Genomic DNA, 20,161 nt, shown 5'->3' on the forward strand with positions numbered 1-20,161 from the left:
TTATGCTCTCCGCCAAACTAATTTGCCCCATCATCCGATGACTCATCTGCCGCTCCTCCTCCGCATCCCTCACACCTGTTTCATAAGAGACGCACGAGTTATGCAAAGGCTTCCTGTCAGGGAGAGGATGAAGGCGAGAGGCCTTATCCGGCGCGCTAGCGCGATTCAGGATTCTGCGTCCCCCTTGCTTCAATTTGGACAATTTGCCTAGACTGACTGTACGTTCATTTGACTGACTGCCCAGTTTCCTCATGACTAAGGAAGAAGTAATCAAGGAATACCGGGTGCGGGAGATCCTCGAAGCCGCACGCCGCGTGATGGCTCGATACGGTATGCAGGGTACCACCGTCGATCGCGTCGCCGAGGAAGCGAAGGTCGCCAAGGGCACCATCTACCTCTACTTTGACACCAAAGACGAGCTGGTGAACACGGCCGTAATCGAGGGTCTGCGCGAAATGACGGCCGAGGTTCTTGCCTCCGACGATCCCTCGATGCCGCCGCTGGACCGAATCCGCAAACTCATCCTCGCCCATTTCCGGATGCTGGCCTCGAACCAGGATTTTTTGAAGACACTTATCATCGGTAATTCGCTGGATATCGAGCTCGAATCGCAGCACGGCCGCGAATTCATGCGGGTCTATGCCGCCCATGTCGATTTCGTCGCCTCGGTGCTGCAGGACGCGATCGACCACGGCGCGATTCGGCGGATCGATCCGCAATTCGCGGCGTTCATGCTCGGCGAGATGCTGACCGGATCGCTGCGGCGGCGGCTGCTCAAGCTGGCGTCGAGTCCGCTCGAATCGGATGCCGAAGCAGTCGTGGAACTTTTTCTAAAAGGGATTGCGACAATTCCATGCGACTGAAGTCTTTCAGGGTTTGCGCTTTCGCCGGACTGGCGGCCGCACTGGGCGCGTTGGCGCTTTGCGGATGCCATCAACCGGCCGCGGCCGAGGTTGAAAAAGATAAGACGGGGCCGGCGCCAATTTCGATCGCGGTCGCCACGGCGCATCAGCAGAGTCTCGATCGCACGGCCGAGATGCAGGGCGCGCTTTTCCCGCGCGAGCATGCCGTGATGTCGTCGGAAGTCGCAGGCGCGGTCGCCCAGGTAGCCGCGGACTTCGGCGACAAGGTTTCAGCCGGCCAGGTGATGATGAAAATCAACCCGCGGGAATACGACCTGCGGGTGGAGACCGCGCAGGCGGCGCTGGACCAGGAGCGGGCCAAGCTTACCAACTCGACCGCGCGCTACAATCGCGCAAAGGCGCTTAGACAAGAAGGGACCATCTCGCCCGAGCAGTTCGATCTGATGACGTCGCAGCTGCGCGTCGATCAGGCTGACACGGAATCGGCGCAAGAGGCGCTCGCGATGGCGCGCAAGAAGCTCGGCGACACCGAAATCAAGGCCCCGTTCAGCGGTTCCGTGCAAAAACGGATGGTCTCGCTCGGTGAGTACGTGTCGCCCGGCAAGGAACTTTACGAACTGATAGCGACCGACCCGATCAAGCTGCGCTGCCCGATGCCGGAACGGTTCGTGCCGCTGGCGCGAGTCGGCATGCCGGTGAAGCTTACGATCGACGCGAAGCCCGGTGCGTGGTACACGGGAAAAATCACGCGCATCGCGCCGGCGCTCGATGAAAGCAGCCGCACGCTGCTGATCGAGGCCGAAGTCGCCAACCCCGACGGCGCGCTGAAGCCGGGATTCTTCGCCCACGTCACCATGGATCTCGGCCGCGATCGGGCGCTGTTGGTACCCAGCCTGGCGGTGCTGCGCTACGCGGGCGTCGCGCGCGTATTCATCGTCGATGGAGAAGTCGTTCGTGCCCGCGAGGTGACCACCGGCAGCGTCGTTGGCGACCAGATCGAAATCACCGCGGGGCTGAAGGAGGGCGAGCACGTCGCGGTCAGCGACGTCGACCGCCTGGCCGACGGCACCGCGGTGATCGTGAAAGAGCAGTCGTGATTCTCGCCGATCTGTGCGTACGCCGGCCGGTCTTCGCCACGATGTTCGTCGGCGTGCTGGTCGTGCTCGGATGGTTCTCCTACATGCGCCTGGGCGTCGATCTGTTTCCCAAGGTCGATATGCCGACCGTGATGGTCACGACGTTCCTGCCCGGCGCCGCGCCCGAGGAAACCGAGGCGCGGGTCACCAAGCCGATCGAGGAAGCGGTCAACACCGTCAGCGGAATCGACGAGCTGCGCTCGAACACGCTCGAAGGCGTCTCGCGCGTCATTATCGAGTTCAAGCTCGAGCGCAGCCTCGACGCCGCCATGCAGGACGTGCGTGACAAGATTTCGACGGTGCTCGATCAGCTGCCCGAAGGGACCAAGCCGCCGATGGTGCAGAAGTTCGACCTCGATGCGGTGCCGGTCGTGACGATCACGGTTACCGGCTACCAGAGCCTGAAAGAACTCACCGAGTTGGCGCGCCGGCGCCTCAAGGAACCGCTCGAATCGGTCGATGGCGTGGGCGCGATCGATATCGTCGGCGGACGCGAGCGCGAGATTCACGTCGACGTCGACGCCGACAAGCTGCACGCGACGGGAGTAACGATTCAACAGGTCGGCGCCGCCCTGTCACGGCAAAACGTCGAGTACCCCGGCGGCCGCATGAAGCAGGGGATGTCCGAGGAGATGCTGCGCACGCTCGGGCGTATCACCGAGGTTCCCGATTTCGCCAAGGTGATAGTCAGCGAGGTCGAGGGCCGGCCGGTCACGGTCGGCGACGTCGCGGCGGTCGAGGATGGGGTCAAGGAACCGCGCTCGCTGTCGCGCTGGGACAACAAGAATGCGGTGTCGCTGGTGGTGCGCAAGCAGTCGGGCGAGAACACGATCGCGGTCGTCGATCACATCAGGGAGCGCTACGACACGATCAAGGGCACGCTCCCGCCGGGCGTCGACGTGATCTTCACGCGCGACGCGTCGGCGTTCATCCGCGACGCGGTCCACACCGTGCAGGAGCATCTCGTGCTCGGCGGCATCTGCGCGGCGATCGTAGTGTTCTTTTTTCTCGGCTCGATTCGCTCGACGCTCATCGCCGCGGTCGCGATTCCCGTTTCGATCATCTCGACCTACTCGTTGATCTTGTGGATGGGTTTCACGCTCAACCGCATGACTCTGCTCGCGCTGACGCTCGCGGTCGGAATAGTAATCGACGACGCCATCGTCGTGCTCGAAAATATTTTCCGCTTCATCGAAGAAAAGAACATGGACCCGATCTCCGCCGCGAAAGCGGCCACCGCCGAGGTCGGGCTGGCCGTCAGTGCGACTACGCTGTCGCTCGCGGTCATCTTCGTACCCGTCGCGTTCATCCACGGGGTGATGGGCCGGTTCCTGAATTCGTTCGGCCTGACGATGGCGTTCGCGATCATGGTGTCGCTGCTGGTCTCGTTTACGCTGACCCCGATGCTGTGTTCGCGCTATCTGAAAGCCAAGGGCGCGGGCGGCGCGAAGCATAACAGCTCGAAGGACTGGAAAATTTTCCGGTGGATCGAGGACTACTACGCGCTGGCGCTGCGCTGGTCGCTCGATCATCGGTGGGTGCTGGTCGTCGCGTCGGTCGCGTTGGTCGTCTCGATCCCGTTCCTGGGCAGGCTGGTCGGCGCGACTTTCATGCCCGACGACGACTCGAGCGAATTCGCGGTTAACATCCGCACGCCGCCGGGATACTCGCTGGTGCATACCGATCAAATTGTCGCGCAGATCGAGGATCGGCTGCGCACCATTCCTGAAGTTCGCGACCTGTTCACCACCGTCGGCGACACCAACGGCGACGATCGCGTGACGGTCGCTGAAGTTGATGCGAAGCTCTTCCCGCTCGGCCAGCGCCGCCGCAGCCAGGAACTCGTAATGGCCGACGCACGCAACTTGATGGACGCGTTTCCGGCGCTGCGCGTGAGCGTCGATCCGATCAAGCCGTGGGAGCAGGGCGGCTATCACGAAATGGCGGTCGAATATGCCATGCGGGGTCCCGACCTCGAAACGCTGCGTGCGCACGCCGACAACCTGATGAGGCGGCTCAGAAAAATCCCCGGCATCGTCGATCTCGACTCGAGCTACGAAGGCGGGCTGCCGGAGCTTCAGGTCAACATCGATCGCTCGAAGTCGGCCGACCTAGGCGTGTCGGTGGACGATATCGCGCAGACGATGCGCACGATGGTGCAGGGCGACGTGATCACGCGCTTTCGCGAAGGTCAGGATTCCTACGACGTGCGCCTGCAGTTGGCCGACAAGGATCGCAACAATCCGGTCGTGGTCGCGGGATTGACGATTCCTTCAAGCAAGGTTGGGCAGGTGCGGCTGGACAACGTGGCGACGCTTACGCACGGGACCGGCCCGGTGCAGATCGATCGGCAGGACCGCCAGCGCAACATCTCGATCGTCTTCAACCTCGCGCCCGGATTCGCGATGAACAAGGTGATGGACGCCGTCACGCGCGAGGCAGGCCAGATTCATCTGCCGCCCGGCTATATCACGGCGTTCGGCGGCAATAGCAAGTTTTACGGGGAGATGATCGCCGGCTTCGTGGTCGCCTTCCTGCTCTCGATCATCTTCATGTATATGGTGCTGGCGGCGCAGTTCGAGAGCTTCGTTCATCCGATCACGATCATGTTGTCGCTTCCGCTGGCCGTCCCGTTCGCGCTGATCTCACTGTTCGTCTTTCGCGAGCATCTGATGCTGTTCTCGACGCTTGGCATTTTGCTGCTGTTCGGCATCGTGAAAAAGAATTCGATCCTTCAGCTCGATCAAACCCTCAATCTGCTGCGCGCGGGACTGCCGCGCCGCCAGGCGATCCTGACCGCGAATCGCGATCGGTTGCGGCCGATCCTGATGACCACGGCGGCGCTGGTCGCGGGCATGATCCCGGTCGCGATTGGGCAGGGCGCCGGCGACAGCTCGATTCGCGCAATCGCGCTGGTCGTGATCGGCGGTCAGACGCTGTGCCTGCTGATCACGCTGCTGATTACCCCGGTCGCTTTCTCGCTGTTCGACGATATGGAGAATTGGTTGCGCAACTTCCGCAAGCCTGCCGCACGGCTCAAGCTGGTAGAACCTGTGTGCGACGACGAGCCCGAACGCCACGCAGTCAACTAGCGGCGCGCGGCTCCATCTTCAATCTTCGTCCCGCGTTCTGATACGCTCGGAAAATTATTGAGCGCTGGAGACAAACCAATAATGGGCCAAATCGTAATCGTTCTTGCACTCGGGCTGGCCGCGGGCATACTCGGCGGATTCGTCGGCGTCGGCGGAGGCGTCCTGATCGTCCCGGTGCTCGTGCTGGTGCTCGGCTTCGATCAACATCTCGCAGTGGGCACCTCGCTGGGCGCGCTGCTGCCTCCGGTCGGAATCCTCGGTGCGTACGAGTACTACAAGCACGGCCATCTCGACGTCACGTATGCGCTGCTGCTGGGCCTGGGCTTGCTGGTCGGCGCTTACATCGGCGCGGTGTACGCCGTAAGGATGCCCGGGGCCGCACTTCGCCGCATCTTTGGCGTATTCCTGCTGCTGACCTCGCTGCGGATGCTGTACAAATAGATTTTTCGCGCGGTTGTGCACGCGACTCGATTTCCTTGCGCTGGCGGATTGCCCTTACTAAGTTCGCGATGTGGACCCGGCGCTCGAAAAAGCACTCAACCTTTTGCTCGAATCCGAGCGCGCCGGAGTGATTGCGCTCGGCACGCTTATCGCCGACGTCAAGCAGGACGAACTGAAGAAGTTCCTGTCCGGCTCGCGTGCGATGGAACAGCGCAACGCCGAGGAGCTCGAAGCTCTGATTCGCGACAACGGCGGCAACCCGTCGGGCGCCGTCGGGCCGTTCGCCGGCAAAGTCGCCGCGCTCGAGTCGATTCGCGATCGCCTGGACCTGATGTCACGCGGTCAGGAATGGGCCGCGCGCAAAACCGAAGTCGCGCTCGCACTCGCCCCCCAAGACGGTCCCATACACGACTACCTGACTGCGATGGCGAATCGGCATCGCGCTGAAGTGGAATGGGGCCGCGCGGAAGTTATCCGTCTCATGTCAGCCGGCTAAGTGCGCACACGCTCGAGCTTAAGTCTCTACCCGGGAAGACTCTTGCGAGGTTGCCCGCGCGGCGCGATAATCCCACCCTCCGGTGGACGCATAGCTCAGCCCGGTTAGAGCGCTTGCCTCACATGCAAGAGGTCCCTGGTTCGAGTCCAGGTGCGTCCACCATCGTTGATTCCCGCCGCCGCCGAACAATACCGGGTTGTGACTGACGATCCCGGGTGGCATCAATATAGGTCGGTAATGGGATTATCCACCGCTGAAAACCGACGGAAGGAACGACGCGCGCAGCCCGCCGCGATTCGACTGGCGCATTGGATTAACATTCCGCTGCTCGTCATCATGGCCGGCAGCGGGCTGCAGATTCTGGCCGCGTATCCGGCGCTCGGGCCGCGCGGCGCACAATATGGCTGGTATCCCTTCCAGAACGACGCGCCGCCGTCGTGGCTGCGAATCGGCGGATGGCTTGCGGGCGCGCGTCATCTGCATTTCGCGATCGCATGGTTCCTCATCCTCAACGCAGCGATCTACCTGATCTACCTGGCCGCGAGCGGTGAATGGCGGCGCCGCATTTTCATTCCGCGCCGCGATACCGCGAATGCGCTTGCGATGCTCGGTTACTACTTGCGAGTTCGTAAGACTCCGCCGCCTGAGGACTTCTACAACGGCGCTCAACGTCTCGCCTACACGTCCGCGATTCTGTTCGGAGTCGTCGTGGTTCTGTCCGGACTGGCTATTTACAAACCGGTGCAGTTGTACTGGATAACCGCGGCATTCGGCGGATATGACGTCGCGCGCGTAGTGCATCTGAGCTGCCTGGTTCTGCTCGCACTGTTCACCGCGATGCACCTGGTGCTCGTCGCGCTCCATCCGCGGACGATCGTCACCATGTTGACGGGAGGACAGCGTGGCTAGCCTGATCACGCGGCGAAAACTTCTGCTGGGCGTCGCCGCTACCACCGCGCTGGCCGGATGCGACAGCCGTGCCGCGTCGATGTTCCTTGCCGGGATGGAACGGTGGAACGAGCGCGTCGATCGCATGTTGTTCTCGCCGACTCGGCTCGCGCCCGAGCCGCCTGCCTCCGAACTCACGCCCGAGCCCGCTTTCCCGAGCTACTTTATTTCCGACACGATTCCGTTCGCACCGGACAATTGGATGCTCATGGTGGGCGGCCTGGTCGCGCGGCCGTCCGTCTTCTCGCTCGAACAGCTCAAGCGGATGCCGCAAACGAGCATGCGAATTCGCCATCATTGCGTCGAGGGTTGGTCGGCGGTGGCCGCGTGGCAGGGCGTGCAACTGCGCGAGATCGCGCGGATGGTCGGCGCCAGCCGCGACGCACGGTACGTCGAGTTCCGTTCATTCGACGCCGGCTACTTTTCATCGTGGGATATCGAAAGCTCGCTTCATCCGCAGACCATTCTTGCATACGGCATGAATGGGCACGCGCTATATCCCGATCACGGCGCCCCGCTGCGGCTCTACTCGCCCGTCAAGCTCGGCTACAAGAACGTGAAGTACCTGACCGAAGTTAATTTTCTCCCCCGTCGCAGCGGCGGGTATTGGGAAGATCAAGGGTACGATTGGTACGCAGGCGTCTAGTCGATCGCGAGGCTCGCGAACGACACCGCCGACTCGCTCTGCGGTTCCATCGCGATTCCATATTTCAGCAATCGCGCGCTGCGGCCGCGCAGCAGCTCGAGTTGGGTGTACATCGGCGCCAGACCGCAAATTCGCCGTGCATCGCGATCCTTCACGATGTCGGCGAAGAAGCCCTCGGGGTCGCCGCGTTTGATATTTTCGATGAGGCCGAGATCCTCGCGCTGGACGCGCTCGGCCACCGCGCGATCGGCGCCGAACTCGTCGCCAAATTTCCTGCCCACGTGCGCGAAATCCACGCCTGCAAGAATCAGCACCCGGCGCTGCTCCGCGTCGAGCTCGGATCTCAGCGCCGCGATGAACGATCCAACCCGGGAGTCGCGCGCCGGCGTGACTCCGCTCGCTACCAATTCATGGAATGAACTGACCAGGATCGGCACGACCTGGTAGCCGCGCGCTCCGAACGCGTAGGCGAGAAACAGCGCCTGGAATTCGATCGAATGCTCGCCGCGATGCAGCATCTCGTCAGCGAACAGATCGCCCTGGTAACGCGCCGCCAGCCGATCGATAAAACCGCCGTCGGTCTCGACCGCGCCAAACGGCGTCGCGTAGTTCTTGCGCGTCGCGCTGAACAGCTCGGGGCCGCCGCCGTAGTGCGAGGTTCCCAAAATCACGATCAACTCGGGCGGCTCGTGCGCCATCAGCTCATGGTAAGCGTGGGCATAGGCGGCCGCGCCTCGGCGCGGATCGATATGCGGCGCGATCAGGCCCGCGAGCGACGCCGATTTTCTCACCGCGGGAACGCGGCCCGGTCCGTCGGGAGGATCGAAGTACGCCGCCAGCTCCAAGCGCAGCTTCGCCGGATCGTTCTCGTAGCACAGCCCCGCCAGCGCTGCCGGACGGTCGGCACCGGCCATAAATTCCTCGCGCACGCGCCGCTCGCGCGCGTGGAATGCGGGCGAGTCGAGGAAGTACGCGCCATCCAGCGCCGCTATCAGCTCGTCGAGCTTCTCGAGCGGAATCATCTCGCCGAAGCGCTTCGCAAACGCGGACTGGATATCCTTCAGCGACATCTTCCCGTCGAATAAGGTCACGATGAAGTAAGCGCCCATCCCGAGCATGATCGGTTCGGGCGCCATTCCGCTCGGATCGCGCAAACAGATCAGCGTCTGGCCCTGCTGCTCGACGGGGAAAGCCTCGACGGCCCGAATCTTTGGATTTTCCATCGTGAAATCTAAATCTTGGTGATCGTCGGCGGCCCGGCTTGTCACCGGCGCGAGCACCGCGTTTACAGATGCTATGGGCTTTGACAAAATCCGGCAATCGCTTCGAATCGCCATGTCCGGCTCACACAGAACGTCCGGCTAACACCCAATGTCCGACCACCATCGACGCAGCGCCGCCCTGACCCGATCCCGTCCGCGACGCAAGGATGCGCCCACGCGCGCCCGCTACAGAGTCGCGCGAACCGATTCGCTCGCGCCCGGCGAGTCGCTGAAGTTCATGCTGCCGATTCGCGGCGCCGACGAGGAATGTTTTCTGATCAACTTCGGCGGCGAGTTCCACGCCTACGTCAATCGATGCCGGCACGTGCCGATGGCGATGGATTGGGTGGATAATCAGTTTTTCGCGGAAGACGGCCGCTACTTGATGTGCCAGACGCACAACGCCTATTACGAGCCGGCCAACGGCGAATGTATCGCGGGACCGCCGACCGCGTGCGGCAAATTTCTTTACCGGGTGCCGACGGAGATCGAAGACGGAGTCATCTATGCTCGTCCGCCGCAAGATGAATTCGAAGACTAGGGTCTATTCGTATTCGTCGCCGAAATGGGCGCGCACGATTCGCGCCTTGAGGTACTCGAGCGTGCCGAGGTCCTCGACGATGTCGCCGCCGGTGTCGTAGAAGAACAGCTCGCCATTCTTCGTGCGGCCGACCGCGATGATCCATTCGAGGTCGTCCCGGTCCTCAAGCAAATAATTGATCGTCTGCGCCACCCCGCGGCCCGGGATAATCGTAATCTTCGGCCTCGGGAGCTTTTCCTTTTCCTGCTTGGGCATCTCTTTGATCAACCCTCCGGCGGGAGGATGCGGGAATCGACCACTCAATTACATTAAGAATGCCCCGCGATCTAAGTCAATAGCGCGTGCACTGCGATCTCCACATGATGCGTGTTGGGAAAAAAATCGAAGCCGCGCACGCGATTAATTTTGTATCCCGCCGCCACAAGCAGGCGCAAATCACGCGCCAGCGTGGTCACGTCGCACGATACGTAGATGACGCCCGGGGCATGCAGCTTGATGATCGGTTCCATCAGATCGGGCGCGCCGGTGCGCGGCGGATCGAGAATTACGACCTCGGGACGATAGTGCGCGCGATGCAGAAAATCTGCGGTCGCCGACGCCTTCATCGCGACGAACTGTGCGTCGCGAAATTTCAACCGCGCCGCGTTGCGCACCGCCGCCGCGATTGCTCCCGCATCGGCATCTACGCCGGTCACTCGCGCGCCGCGCCGCGATGCGGGCAGGCTGAAGTTCCCCGCGCCGCAAAACAGATCGAGCACCGCCGGCGATCCGTGAATTGCCGCCATTTCCATCACGCTCGCGACCAGCTTCTGGTTCTGTGCGCGATTCACCTGACTGAAGAAATCGGCGTCCACCTCGATCGATAATCCCGCCTCGAGCTCGATTGCGATCGCGCTGTCGCCTACCGTCGCGCGATGCGTCCCCGATCGCAGCACGATTCCCGCAATCTCGCGGTCCGATTCGAGCACGTTGCCTGCCCGCCTGAGGTCCTCTTCGGCCGCCGGCTTCTTCAGATGTGCGACCTGGACTTCGCGTGCGCCGTCGCGCACCACCTCGATCTCTGCGACTCGCTTGCCCAGCGAGCGCGCCAGATGCAGCGGCATGCGGATGCCCGGCTCGGCGACCATGCATGAATCGATCTCGACGATCGTGTTGCTGCCGGCGGAGTAAAAGCCAAGCACGCCTTTGGCGCCCACCCTGAGCCGGATTCTCGACCGATAACCGAACTCTGCCGGCGCCGGTTCGATGAGTCCCGCGGGATCGATCGCAACGCCAAGCGCATGGCCCAGCTCGCGCGCGACGACTTCGCCCTTGAACCGGACTTGGGCACCGTAGTCGATATGCTGCCAGTCGCATCCACCGCATCGCGGGAGATACGGACACGGAGCCACCCGGCGCTCGGCGCTCGCGTGGAGGATTTCGCGAATTTTCGCGACCGCGTAATCGCGGCGCTCGGAAACTATCTCGATGTCCAGCCTGTCTCCCGCCACTGCGCCCGCGACCATCACAGCTTTGCCGTCTCGACGGCCGACGCCGAAGGGCCCGAATGTCATCGCACTGATTTCTATTTCCGGCATGCGCACCCAAGTTTATCTGCACTACGCAATTCGCGCGATGCAACCTATAATTGATGCGCGCGCGTGGTCGCGCCATTTTATCTGCGCATTCATCAGGTGACCCCTTGGCGATCGAGACCGAACTCCGCGAACTAATCGACAGGAATCTACCTGCTGATTCCGCCCGCCTCGTATCCGCCTTCGCCGAGCGTTTCTTCGCGCGCGCGTCAGCCGACAATCAAGAGCTGGTCCCGGCCAACCGGCGGCTTACTCTCGTGCAGTCGGCGTTCGAATTCTTTTCCGTCCGCACCGATCCCATGATCGCGCGCGTCGAATCTGTCCCGGGCGACGACAACGACACACTCGCCATCGTCGAGACCGTGACGATCGATTGCCCGTTTATCGTCGATAGCCTGCTCGAATATTTCCATAATCTCGGCGCCACCGTTCGCACGATGCTCCACCCGGTCTTCAAAGTCACTCGCGACAAACAGGGGCGGATTGCGTCGTTCGAACAATCCCTCTCCACCGAGCGCGGCGAGTCATTCGTTCACGCGGAACTGGAGCTGACGCCCTCACCCGAACAGGCGCGTCAAATCGAGCGCGATGTCATCTCAATCCTCACCGAGGTTCGCGCGGCGACCAGCGACTTCGAGCAGATGACCGGCCGCGCCCTGCAGATCTGCGAGGAAACCGCGTCGAACCGCGAACTGATCGAGGTCCGCGACCTCATGCGCTGGCTCGTCCACGGCAGCTTCGTGTTTCTCGGCTATCGCCGCTATCTCGTGAGCGGCGACGAGGCCGCCGCCAGATTCGTGCTCGATCCCGGCACCGAACTCGGCGTCATGCGCGAGCAGGACGAGTCGCGATTTCGCAGCTCGGTATTGCTCGGTGAACTCTCAACCGCGCGCCGCAAGCTCTTCTTCGAAGGACCACCGCTGGTGATCGGCAAGACTCGCGCCGAGTCCCACGTACATCGCCGCCGCCCGATGGACAGCGTCTCGATTCGCCGCACCGACGCATCGGGCCGCGTCGTCGCGTTCGACAATTTCGTCGGGCTGTTCACCTCCAAGGCTTACGCGGAAGAGGCGCAACACATTCCGGTCCTGCGCGCGAAGCTGCGCGAAGTGCTGGAGTGCGAGGGCGCCACCCCCGGCTCGCACGATTACAAGGAAATCGTTTCCGCCTTCAACAGCTTTCCCAAGGACGAACTCTTTCGCGCGCCCGTCGCCGAACTGCGCGCGCAGTTGCGCCTCATCCTCGACGTTAAGAGCGCGGGCTCGGTGCGGCTCTTCGTTGCGCCCGACGTGCGTCACGGCAACGTGATCGCGCTGGTGGTGATACCGCGCGACGTCGGCTCCGCCGAGCTTAGCCGGCGCATCCAGGATACTCTTGCAGCCGCGCTCCACGGCACTTTGATCTATTTCTACCTGGCGCTCGGCGAGGGTTACACGGCGCGCCTCCATTTCTGCTTCCTTGCCGAACCCCCGAAGACTCCGGTCATCCGCGGCCTCGAGACCACGATCGCCGAGCTCGCCAGACGATGGGACGATCGCTTGCAGGAGCGGTTGATCAAAAAATTCGGACCCAGGCGGGGACGCTCGCTCGCTGAGCGATGGGCCGGTGCGTTCAGCGCTGACTATCAGGCGGCGATCGACGTAACGCGCGCGGTCGTCGACCTCGAGGACGTCGAAGCGCTAATCGCCGGCGGCCGCGACTTCATGGTCGAGGCCGGACGTAGCGCTGCCGACGGCCATGCCGGCGGCGCCGGCGACATACGGATTATGGGCCTTGGCGACGCGCCGATGCTGTCCGATCTGATGCCTACTTTGCAGAACTTCGCCATCGAGGTGTTGGCCGAGGACGCTCACGAGCTTGGTCCCCGCACCGACGGCAAAGTGACGCGCGCGTACCTGCAGGTTTTTTCCGTGCAAGGACCCGGCTCGCAGCCGTTCGACAAATTTCCCGGCGCCGCACTGGTTGCCGACGCGATCGCCGCCGTGCGGACCGGCGTTGCCGAAGACGATTCTCTTAACGCGCTCACTCTCACCGCGGGCCTCGCCTGGCGCGAGGTCGCGCTGCTGCGCGCGTACCTCGTCGCCGCGTTTCAGATGCGCCTGTCGCCCGCTCGTCTCGGCTTGCAGCGCGTTCTGTTGCTATATCCCGACCTTGCCAGGTTGCTATTGGAACTGTTCACCGCGCGCCTCTCGTTCGACAGTCCGGCCGCGCCGGAAAAAATCGCGGATCTGCGGCAAGCCTATCTCGCGCGTCTCGGTGCGATCGAAAATATTGTTGACGACCGCACCGCGCGCGCGATGCTGTCATTGGTCGAGGCGACCGTGCGCACCAATTTTTTCTGCGCGGTGCCGTCGCCCGACCCCTACATCGCGCTCAAGTTCGAAAGCGCGCGCATCACCGGCCTGCCCGACACCGCGCCGCTCTACGAAATTCACGTCAACAGTCCGCGCATGGAAGGATGCCATTTGCGCCACGGACGTATCGCGCGCGGCGGAATTCGCTTCAGCGACCGGCACGACGATTACCGCACCGAGATCCTCGATCTGATGAAGACCCAGACCGTCAAGAACGCGATCATCGTCCCGTTCGGCGCCAAGGGTGGCTTCATCGTCAAGCCGCGACCCCGCCAGCAGCCCGATCCCCGCGACGGCGTCGAGGCGTACCAGACGCTGATCAACGCGATGCTCGATCTCACGGACAATCTCACCGCCGACGGCCCGGTGCATCCCGCTCGCGTCAGGGTGCTGGACAACGACGGTCCGTATCTCGTCGTGGCCGCCGATAAAGGCACTGCGAGTTTCTCCGACCTCGCCAATCAGATCGCTCTGGAGCGCGGCTTCTGGCTTGGCGACGCCTTCGCCTCGGGCGGCGAGCACGGCTACGACCACAAGCAGATGGCGATCACGGCGCGCGGCGCGTGGGAATCTGCGCGCCGGCATCTGCGCGAGATGGGTCGCGATCCCGACCGCGGCGCGCCGATCACGATGGTCGGCATCGGCGACATGTCGGGCGACGTGTTCGGCAACGGCCTTATGCGCTCGCGCAACTTGAAGCTGATCGCCGCCTTCGACCATCGGCACATCTTCATCGATCCCGACCCCGACCCCGCCGCCAGCTTCGACGAACGCAAGCGGCTCTACGATTTGCGGCGCTCGACTTGGGCGGACTACAATCCCGCGCTCATCAGTGCCGGCGGCGGCGTCTTCCGCCGCGGCCAGAAACGAATCGATCTCAGTACGCAAGTGCGCGCCGCGCTCGGATGCGACTCCGATGCGCTCGACGGAGAGTCGTTGATCCAGCGCATTCTGCGCGCGCCCGTCGATCTGTTTTACAACGGCGGTATCGGGACTTACGTTCGCGCCACGACCGAGACCGACGCCGAAGTCGCCGACCACGCCAACGACGCATGCCGAATCGCCGCGCCTGAGCTTCGCGCCAAAATAGTCGTCGAAGGCGGCAACCTCGGCTTCACCCAAAAAGCGCGTATCGAGTACGCGCTCGCCGGCGGGCGTATCAACACCGACGCGATCGACAACTCGGCAGGCGTGGATATGTCCGATCACGAAGTCAATCTGAAAATTCTGCTCGAGCCTGCCGTCGCTCGCGGCGAGCTCACGCGCGACGCGCGCAACCGCGCGCTTGCCGCATGCGCCGGCGAAGTCGCCGACCGTGTCATCGCTGACAATCGCGATCAGGTGCTGTCGCTCAGCCTCGAGCAGCTTCGCAGCCGCACCCACTTGACCGAGTTTCGCGACCATCTCCAGGCCATCGAGGATCGCGGCATCCTGACCGGGATGGAGCCCGTGCTGCCCACCCGCGACGCGATCCACGAGCGGCACTCACGCTACCCCGGGCTCACCCGCCCCGAACTTGCGCTGGCCGCGGCCTACACCAAGATCGATCTTATCCGGCCGCTTCAAACCACCGTGCTGGTTGACGATTCGTACCTCGTCGGACGTTTCCTGCAGCCATACTTCCCGCCCTCGCTCGCCGCGCTCTCATCCTCCGACGTCGGCGCTCATCGCCTCCGCCACGAGCTGATTGCGACTCGCGCCGTCAATGAACTCGTCGATCTGGTCGGCTCGACTTTCGTCTTCGGCCATGTGCGCGATCGTGGCGTCGCGGCGGAGGATGTGGTCCGTGCATGGGTCATCGCGGCCGACGTGCTTTCGATTCACGAACGCGCCGCTATGCTCAAGCGCAACGCCGCAGCGACCGCGGCCCAATCGGAGCTGGGCGCATTTCTCGCACTTGAACGCGCCTGCCGGATCGCTGCGGGATGGGCGCTCAGCGAACTGGAACCTGCCACTTCGATCGGCGCCGCGGTGACCCGCTTCAAGCCCGCATTCGAAATGCTGTCGGGCGAGTTCGAGTCGATGCTCGCGGCCGGCGAGCGCGACCGTTTCGAGCGCCTCTATCGCGAGCTTCGGATCGACGTCCTGGACGGAGAACTGGCGCACGGGCTGGCGCGCCTGGCCTTCGCCGATCACATTCTGAGCGTGCTGAGCCTGAGTTTCGCCCGCGAAATCGAACCCGCCGATGCGGCTCGAGCGTACTTCCGCCTGAGCGCGCAACTCAACTTCACAATCCTCGAAGATGCCCTTCAATCGATTGGCGCTGACGACCGCTGGGAGCGGCGCGCCGCAAACGAACTCGCCACTGAACTTCGCGCCGCGCGGATCGCGCTGTGCTGCGCGGTGCTCGACGCTATCGCCGACGATCCCGATATCGGTGTCGATGAATCGATCGAGCAGTTGAAGCGGGTTCGCGCCAATCGATTCGCGCAACTCGCGCGGCTCTTCGACGAACTCAAGGCCCTTGCGTCCCCGAGCCTGCCCGCGATTCAAGTCACGATTCGCGCCCTCTCCCGCCTGGCCGTTGGCACGGCTGGCCAATATTAAGAGACCGCGCGCGACAACGGGCAGGGCTGAGCCCTGCACCCGGTATTAAGGCCGCGCTCCGTTGTCGCGCGCGGTCTCTTAATATTGGCCTCCCGTGCCAATGGGTCTGCCCATCGTGTAGTCGCGAAAAGATGCGCTGCGCAGATTTTCGCGTCTTCTTAACACTGGGTGCAGGGGTCACCCCTGCCCAAGGAGGTGCGGAACCCACGGTGGGTTCCGCATTCAAGTAAGTTCCCCTCTCCCACCCTCTCTGCTCTTCCCCCTGCTCAGCCCTGCAAATCCTGATAGAGGCGCAGCCCCGCCGCGACCAGGAACGCGGTGGTCGCAAAGTTCACGCTGATCTCGCCAAGACCGACCAGAAAAATCGTTGTCCCGAGAAAACCCGTTACCACTCCGACCGGCCCGAACAGCAGGCTCACCACCACAAACGCTCCCGCGGCCCACCAGTTGTATCCCGACCAGACCGCGAGGAACACCACGATCCGCGTCGCGACTTTGAAAAAGCGCTTGCGAATCAGGTCGCGGCTGAACAGCAGCGCATGCCAGCTATGCTTTGCGTCGAAGATCAGCGCGAACTGCGCAAAGTACAACCACGTGTACACCAGCGCGCCGACCATGATCATCAACACCAGCGCGACATATGACCACACACCAATCGAACCGGGTATGTAGCTCGACGCCTCCTGGAACAAAAATAATCCCGCCGCCGGCGCCGCCAGTTGCAAAATCGTCACCCATATGAACCCCGGCGCAAGCGGAATCGATTCCCGGTAAACCTCGATCGCTTCGCCAATAATCCCGGGTTTGCGGAGTCCCGCGTGGATCCTCTTGAGCGAACACAGCGTGACCAGCGTCACCAGCAGCGTGAGCAGGCCGACGATCAGATGCAGCGCTTTGGTGACCCACGGCGAGAACGGCTGCGGCTCTTGCAGCGGCGCGGCCGTGTCCGGCGCATCGACGCCCTGCGCCTGCACGTAGTTGATATTTTGCGCGCCCGGCTCAAACGTCTTGGCGAGGCGGAATTGCAGATTCAACGCGTCCGGCAGCAGGCACAACGCGGCCGCCAGGATCAACGGCGCCAGCACTACCGCCAGCACCGACCAATTCCCGCGCAGATCCTTCACCGCGTTGGCTAGATATATGAAGCTGCTTTTGAGGCGGACTGAATTCACGGCGCCTTAGCAGGATGTCGAAAAATTCCGGTCAATTGTCGCTTCCGACTTCAAGTGCTTCAACATCCTGCGTAACAGCTCTCTTCGCACCTACAACATCTCCCCCTTTGGGGGAGACAAGAGAGAGGGAGCGGGCGTTGAAAATTACTTTTTTAACAGCCCGCTAGAATCTGGCATCCTCCGACAATGGAGACAAGCCCGCACCCGTCGCCTCATGATCGCGTCCCTCTTCGATGATATACTGATGGTTCACAAAGACACTCCCGCACGGAGAACGCACTCATGGCCGACCACGACTACGACCGCGCAGCGAAAATCGAGCATGAGAACAAAATGATTCGCCGGCTGCGCTTCCTCGTCGAGCTGACCTTCGCGACCATCGCTCAGGACCATGACATGACGCTCGAACAGGGATGGGAACACGTCCTTGCGCTCAAGGGCGCCGCGGTTGCGATGTTTCCCGGCAAGGAAGAAACCTTCGACCTCATCTATTTGCCGCGCTTCTCGCGTCTGCTCGCAGAGCGGTTCGGCGCGAATTGACCCCCAAAACTACATCTATGAATCGGCCCGCCGGTAAACTGTCCGGCTGCATCGCAATGCCCGACGGCTCGCTCGTCCGCGGGCGCATCACGTTCACTGATCGGATCACCGCACTCGAATCCGCATCTGACGGCGGTGACCAGGATTACATCCTGCCCGGCTTCGTCGATCTTCAGGTCAACGGCTCGCACGGTATCGACGTGATGAACGCGTCGGCGGACGCACTCGCCACTCTGAGCCGCCACCTCGCGCGCGAAGGCGCCACGGCCTGGATGCCGACTGCGGTCACTGCGCCGATTGAAAAGATCGCACAGGTTCACGAGTCGATCGCCGGTGCGATTGAAAATTCGCGCCTCGATAACGCCGCCGATGCGGCCGCCCTTCTCGGCATGCATCTCGAAGGTCCATTCATTTCGCCGCTCCGGCTCGGCGCGCATCCCGCGCTCAACCTCGAACCGCGCGCCGAGGCCTTCGAACGAGTGCTCGCGATGCGCGCGCTTCGATTGATCACGCTGGCGCCTGAGTTGCCCGACGGATTCGACGCGATTCGGCGGCTTACCGCGCGCGCCGTGGTCGTCTCCATCGGTCATACCAACGCGACTCTCGAGCAGGCCAACGCCGCCATCGCCGCCGGTGCCCGGATGTTCACGCATCTGTTCAACGCGATGCGCCCGTTGAACCATCGCGATCCCGGCGTTGTCGCCGCCGCGCTCACGCCGTCAACCGCACTCGCCGCGATCATCCCCGACAGTGTCCACGTGCATCCCGCGATGCTGCGTCTCGCCAGCCGCGCCCGCGGCAAAGACGGGATGATCCTTGTCACCGACAAAGTCGCTCTGGCTAACGCCTCTGCTTCCGAAAAAAATGTCGGGCGTGCGCGCGCAACGATTCGCGACGGCGCCGCGCGCCTCGATGACGGCACGCTCGCGGGCAGCATCATCTCGATGCTCGATGGAGTCCGCATAATGGTCGAAAAGGCCGGCGTCAGCATCGGCGATGCGGCGGTGATGGCTGCGACCAATCCCGCCAATCTCGTCGGCGCGGGCGATCGCGGACGCATTCAAGCCGGCGCGCGCGCCGATTTAATCGTGCTCAGCCGGGCGCTAGAGTTGAAGTCCGTATTCATCGCCGGCCGCGAGATAAATTAGCCGCAGATCAACGAAAAGCGAAAAATTTCGAAACCACCATCAATCGGAGCCAATCGATGCCGCTGAACAAAGCCTGCGTGGGCCGCCAATACCCGCCCGCTACCACCAACGTCACCCTCGACGCGATCCAGAGCTATGCGCGCGCGCACAACGACCTCAACCCCGCCTTCTTCGACCAAAGCCGCCCTGGCGGCGTCGTCGCGCCGCCGATGTTCGGCGTTACCGTCATTTGGGATGCGATCATGAAGATCGTAATGGATTCCGACCTGCAAGCCGACCTGATCCGCCTCGTTCACGGCGAGCAGGACATGGAATTTCTAAATCCAATTCACCCTGGCGACCTGATAACCGCAGCCGCAAAAATTATTTCGATCGAAACCAAGGCCACCGGCGAGACCATGACCGTCGAGCTGAACGCCGCCAACCAGAAAGGGCAACCGGTCCAGAAGGCACTCTTCATCGCTTTTATTCGAGGCGCTCGAAACCGCGAGGCCGCAGCCTCGGAACCGCGCGCCATCGAGCCGGATCGCGGTGAGCCGATCTTTTCAGTCGCGCAAACTATCGACAAGGATCAGACCTACCGCTACGCCGAGGCCTCCGGCGATCGCAACCCGATCCATGTCGATGAAACCATCGCGAAGATGGCGGGCCTGCCGGGCATCATCGTTCATGGCCTTTGCACCATGGCGTTTACGTCGAAGGTCGCGATCGACAATCTCTGCGCCGGCGACCCGACTCGTCTCAAGCGCTTGCGCGTGCGCTTCTCCCGGCCCGTGCTTCCCGGCCAGACCATCACCACCAAATTCTGGGCCGACGGCGAGCGCGACGGCCGGAAAGTTTTCGCTTACGAGACTTTCAATCCCGACGGGCAGGCCGTCATCAAGGGCGGCATCGCCGAAGTCGCACCCTGACTTCCCTCCCGTGAAAATCACCATCGGCCTCTCGCTCTCTCTCACCGGCGAATACTCTCCGATGGGCCGGCAGGCCGAAATCGCGATTCGTTTGTTCATCGCCGACGCCAACGCCAGTAGTGCACTGCGCGTCGCCGGCGAGCGATGTGAGTTTGCGCTCGAATGCCACGACGACGCGAGCGATCCCGTGCGATGCGCCGACATTTATCGATCGCTCTGCGCGGATCGCCGCGCCGACATAATCTTCGGTCCGTACTCCAATCGCCTCACCCGCGCCGCCTCGGGCATCGTCGAACAATCCGGCCGCGTCTTCGTAAATCACGGCGGCGCCGGCGACGAACTCTACGACCGCGGCTACAAGATGATCGTCGGAGTACTCAGTCCCGCAAGTGACTATTTGCGCGGCTTCGTCCGCTTGCTGACCCAGCTCAAGCTCTGGCGCAAGCGCGTCGCGATCGTCGCGTCGAAGTCGCCCTTCGCTCGCGCGGTT

General features: G+C 62.7%; 17 protein-coding genes and 1 tRNA gene. 14 read left to right on the forward strand and 4 right to left on the reverse strand.

Annotated elements, in window-relative coordinates:
• The first annotated feature begins 251 nt into the window (after positions 1-251).
• The 8 genes from ABSB13_RS13105 (at position 252) to ABSB13_RS13140 (ending at position 7,622) form a co-directional block, all read left to right on the forward strand.
• Entirely contained in the window at positions 252-863 is a 612-nt protein-coding gene (locus tag ABSB13_RS13105; RefSeq protein WP_428109201.1) for a TetR/AcrR family transcriptional regulator, read from the forward strand.
• The gene (locus ABSB13_RS13110) at positions 854-1,960 is read left to right on the forward strand and encodes an efflux RND transporter periplasmic adaptor subunit (protein WP_428109204.1); all 1,107 of its coding nucleotides are present in this window, start codon (positions 854-856) and stop codon (positions 1,958-1,960) included. Before ABSB13_RS13105 ends, ABSB13_RS13110 begins: the two co-directional genes overlap by 10 nt.
• Positions 1,957-5,091 carry an efflux RND transporter permease subunit gene (locus ABSB13_RS13115; protein WP_428109206.1) on the forward strand — a complete coding sequence of 1,045 codons (3,135 nt, stop codon included), beginning with the start codon at positions 1,957-1,959 and terminating at the stop codon, positions 5,089-5,091. The genes ABSB13_RS13110 and ABSB13_RS13115 overlap by 4 nt, the downstream gene beginning before the upstream one ends.
• 81 nt (positions 5,092-5,172) lie before the next feature.
• Positions 5,173-5,532, forward strand: a complete 360-nt coding sequence (locus ABSB13_RS13120) for a TSUP family transporter (RefSeq protein ID WP_428109208.1) — start codon at positions 5,173-5,175, stop codon at positions 5,530-5,532.
• Between the two features lie 70 nt (positions 5,533-5,602).
• Positions 5,603-6,028, forward strand: a complete 426-nt coding sequence (locus ABSB13_RS13125) for a DUF6306 domain-containing protein (protein ID WP_428109211.1) — start codon at positions 5,603-5,605, stop codon at positions 6,026-6,028.
• Positions 6,029-6,112: 84 nt separating this feature from the next.
• Positions 6,113-6,190: transfer RNA gene (locus ABSB13_RS13130), tRNA-Val, on the forward strand.
• A 75-nt stretch (positions 6,191-6,265) separates the two neighbouring features.
• Positions 6,266-6,937 carry a cytochrome b/b6 domain-containing protein gene (locus ABSB13_RS13135; RefSeq protein ID WP_428109214.1) on the forward strand — a complete coding sequence of 224 codons (672 nt, stop codon included), beginning with the start codon at positions 6,266-6,268 and terminating at the stop codon, positions 6,935-6,937.
• The gene (locus ABSB13_RS13140; protein WP_428109215.1) at positions 6,930-7,622 is read left to right on the forward strand and encodes a molybdopterin-dependent oxidoreductase; all 693 of its coding nucleotides are present in this window, start codon (positions 6,930-6,932) and stop codon (positions 7,620-7,622) included. The genes ABSB13_RS13135 and ABSB13_RS13140 overlap by 8 nt, the downstream gene beginning before the upstream one ends.
• On the opposite strand, the gene amrB is transcribed toward ABSB13_RS13140, so the two are convergent.
• A complete protein-coding gene (gene amrB, locus ABSB13_RS13145; protein WP_428109217.1) occupies positions 7,619-8,845 on the reverse strand; it encodes an AmmeMemoRadiSam system protein B in 1,227 nt (408 codons plus the stop codon). The genes ABSB13_RS13140 and amrB overlap by 4 nt on opposite strands.
• Positions 8,846-8,993: 148 nt before the next feature.
• Here amrB and ABSB13_RS13150 point away from each other — a divergent pair, with 148 nt between their 5' ends.
• Entirely contained in the window at positions 8,994-9,425 is a 432-nt protein-coding gene (locus ABSB13_RS13150) for a Rieske (2Fe-2S) protein (protein WP_428109220.1), read from the forward strand.
• Positions 9,426-9,428: 3 nt separating this feature from the next.
• On the opposite strand, the gene ABSB13_RS13155 is transcribed toward ABSB13_RS13150, so the two are convergent.
• Entirely contained in the window at positions 9,429-9,680 is a 252-nt protein-coding gene (locus tag ABSB13_RS13155) for a hypothetical protein (RefSeq protein ID WP_304819693.1), read from the reverse strand.
• A 71-nt stretch (positions 9,681-9,751) separates the two neighbouring features.
• Positions 9,752-10,978 carry a class I SAM-dependent RNA methyltransferase gene (locus ABSB13_RS13160; RefSeq protein ID WP_428109223.1) on the reverse strand — a complete coding sequence of 409 codons (1,227 nt, stop codon included), beginning with the start codon at positions 10,976-10,978 and terminating at the stop codon, positions 9,752-9,754.
• A 128-nt stretch (positions 10,979-11,106) separates the two neighbouring features.
• Here ABSB13_RS13160 and ABSB13_RS13165 point away from each other — a divergent pair, with 128 nt between their 5' ends.
• Positions 11,107-15,900, forward strand: a complete 4,794-nt coding sequence (locus tag ABSB13_RS13165; protein WP_428109225.1) for an NAD-glutamate dehydrogenase domain-containing protein — start codon at positions 11,107-11,109, stop codon at positions 15,898-15,900.
• A gap of 266 nt (positions 15,901-16,166) precedes the next feature.
• On the opposite strand, the gene ABSB13_RS13170 is transcribed toward ABSB13_RS13165, so the two are convergent.
• Positions 16,167-17,072 carry a hypothetical protein gene (locus ABSB13_RS13170; RefSeq protein ID WP_428109228.1) on the reverse strand — a complete coding sequence of 302 codons (906 nt, stop codon included), beginning with the start codon at positions 17,070-17,072 and terminating at the stop codon, positions 16,167-16,169.
• A gap of 282 nt (positions 17,073-17,354) precedes the next feature.
• Between ABSB13_RS13170 and ABSB13_RS13175 the strand changes: the two genes are divergently transcribed.
• The 4 genes from ABSB13_RS13175 to ABSB13_RS13190 form a co-directional block, all read left to right on the forward strand.
• The gene (locus tag ABSB13_RS13175) at positions 17,355-17,612 is read left to right on the forward strand and encodes a hypothetical protein (protein WP_428109230.1); all 258 of its coding nucleotides are present in this window, start codon (positions 17,355-17,357) and stop codon (positions 17,610-17,612) included.
• A gap of 56 nt (positions 17,613-17,668) precedes the next feature.
• Positions 17,669-18,760: an N-acetylglucosamine-6-phosphate deacetylase gene (gene nagA / locus ABSB13_RS13180; RefSeq protein ID WP_428109232.1), complete on the forward strand. Its 1,092-nt coding sequence runs from the start codon at positions 17,669-17,671 to the stop codon at positions 18,758-18,760.
• A gap of 56 nt (positions 18,761-18,816) precedes the next feature.
• Positions 18,817-19,671, forward strand: a complete 855-nt coding sequence (locus ABSB13_RS13185; protein ID WP_428109235.1) for a MaoC/PaaZ C-terminal domain-containing protein — start codon at positions 18,817-18,819, stop codon at positions 19,669-19,671.
• Between the two features lie 10 nt (positions 19,672-19,681).
• The coding region (locus ABSB13_RS13190) for an ABC transporter substrate-binding protein (RefSeq protein ID WP_428109238.1) at positions 19,682-20,161 on the forward strand (480 nt) is incomplete at its 3' end.

It is taken from the genome of Binatus sp. (SeqCode) (assembly GCF_050013435.1).
Lineage (GTDB): Bacteria > Desulfobacterota > Binatia > Binatales > Binataceae > Binatus.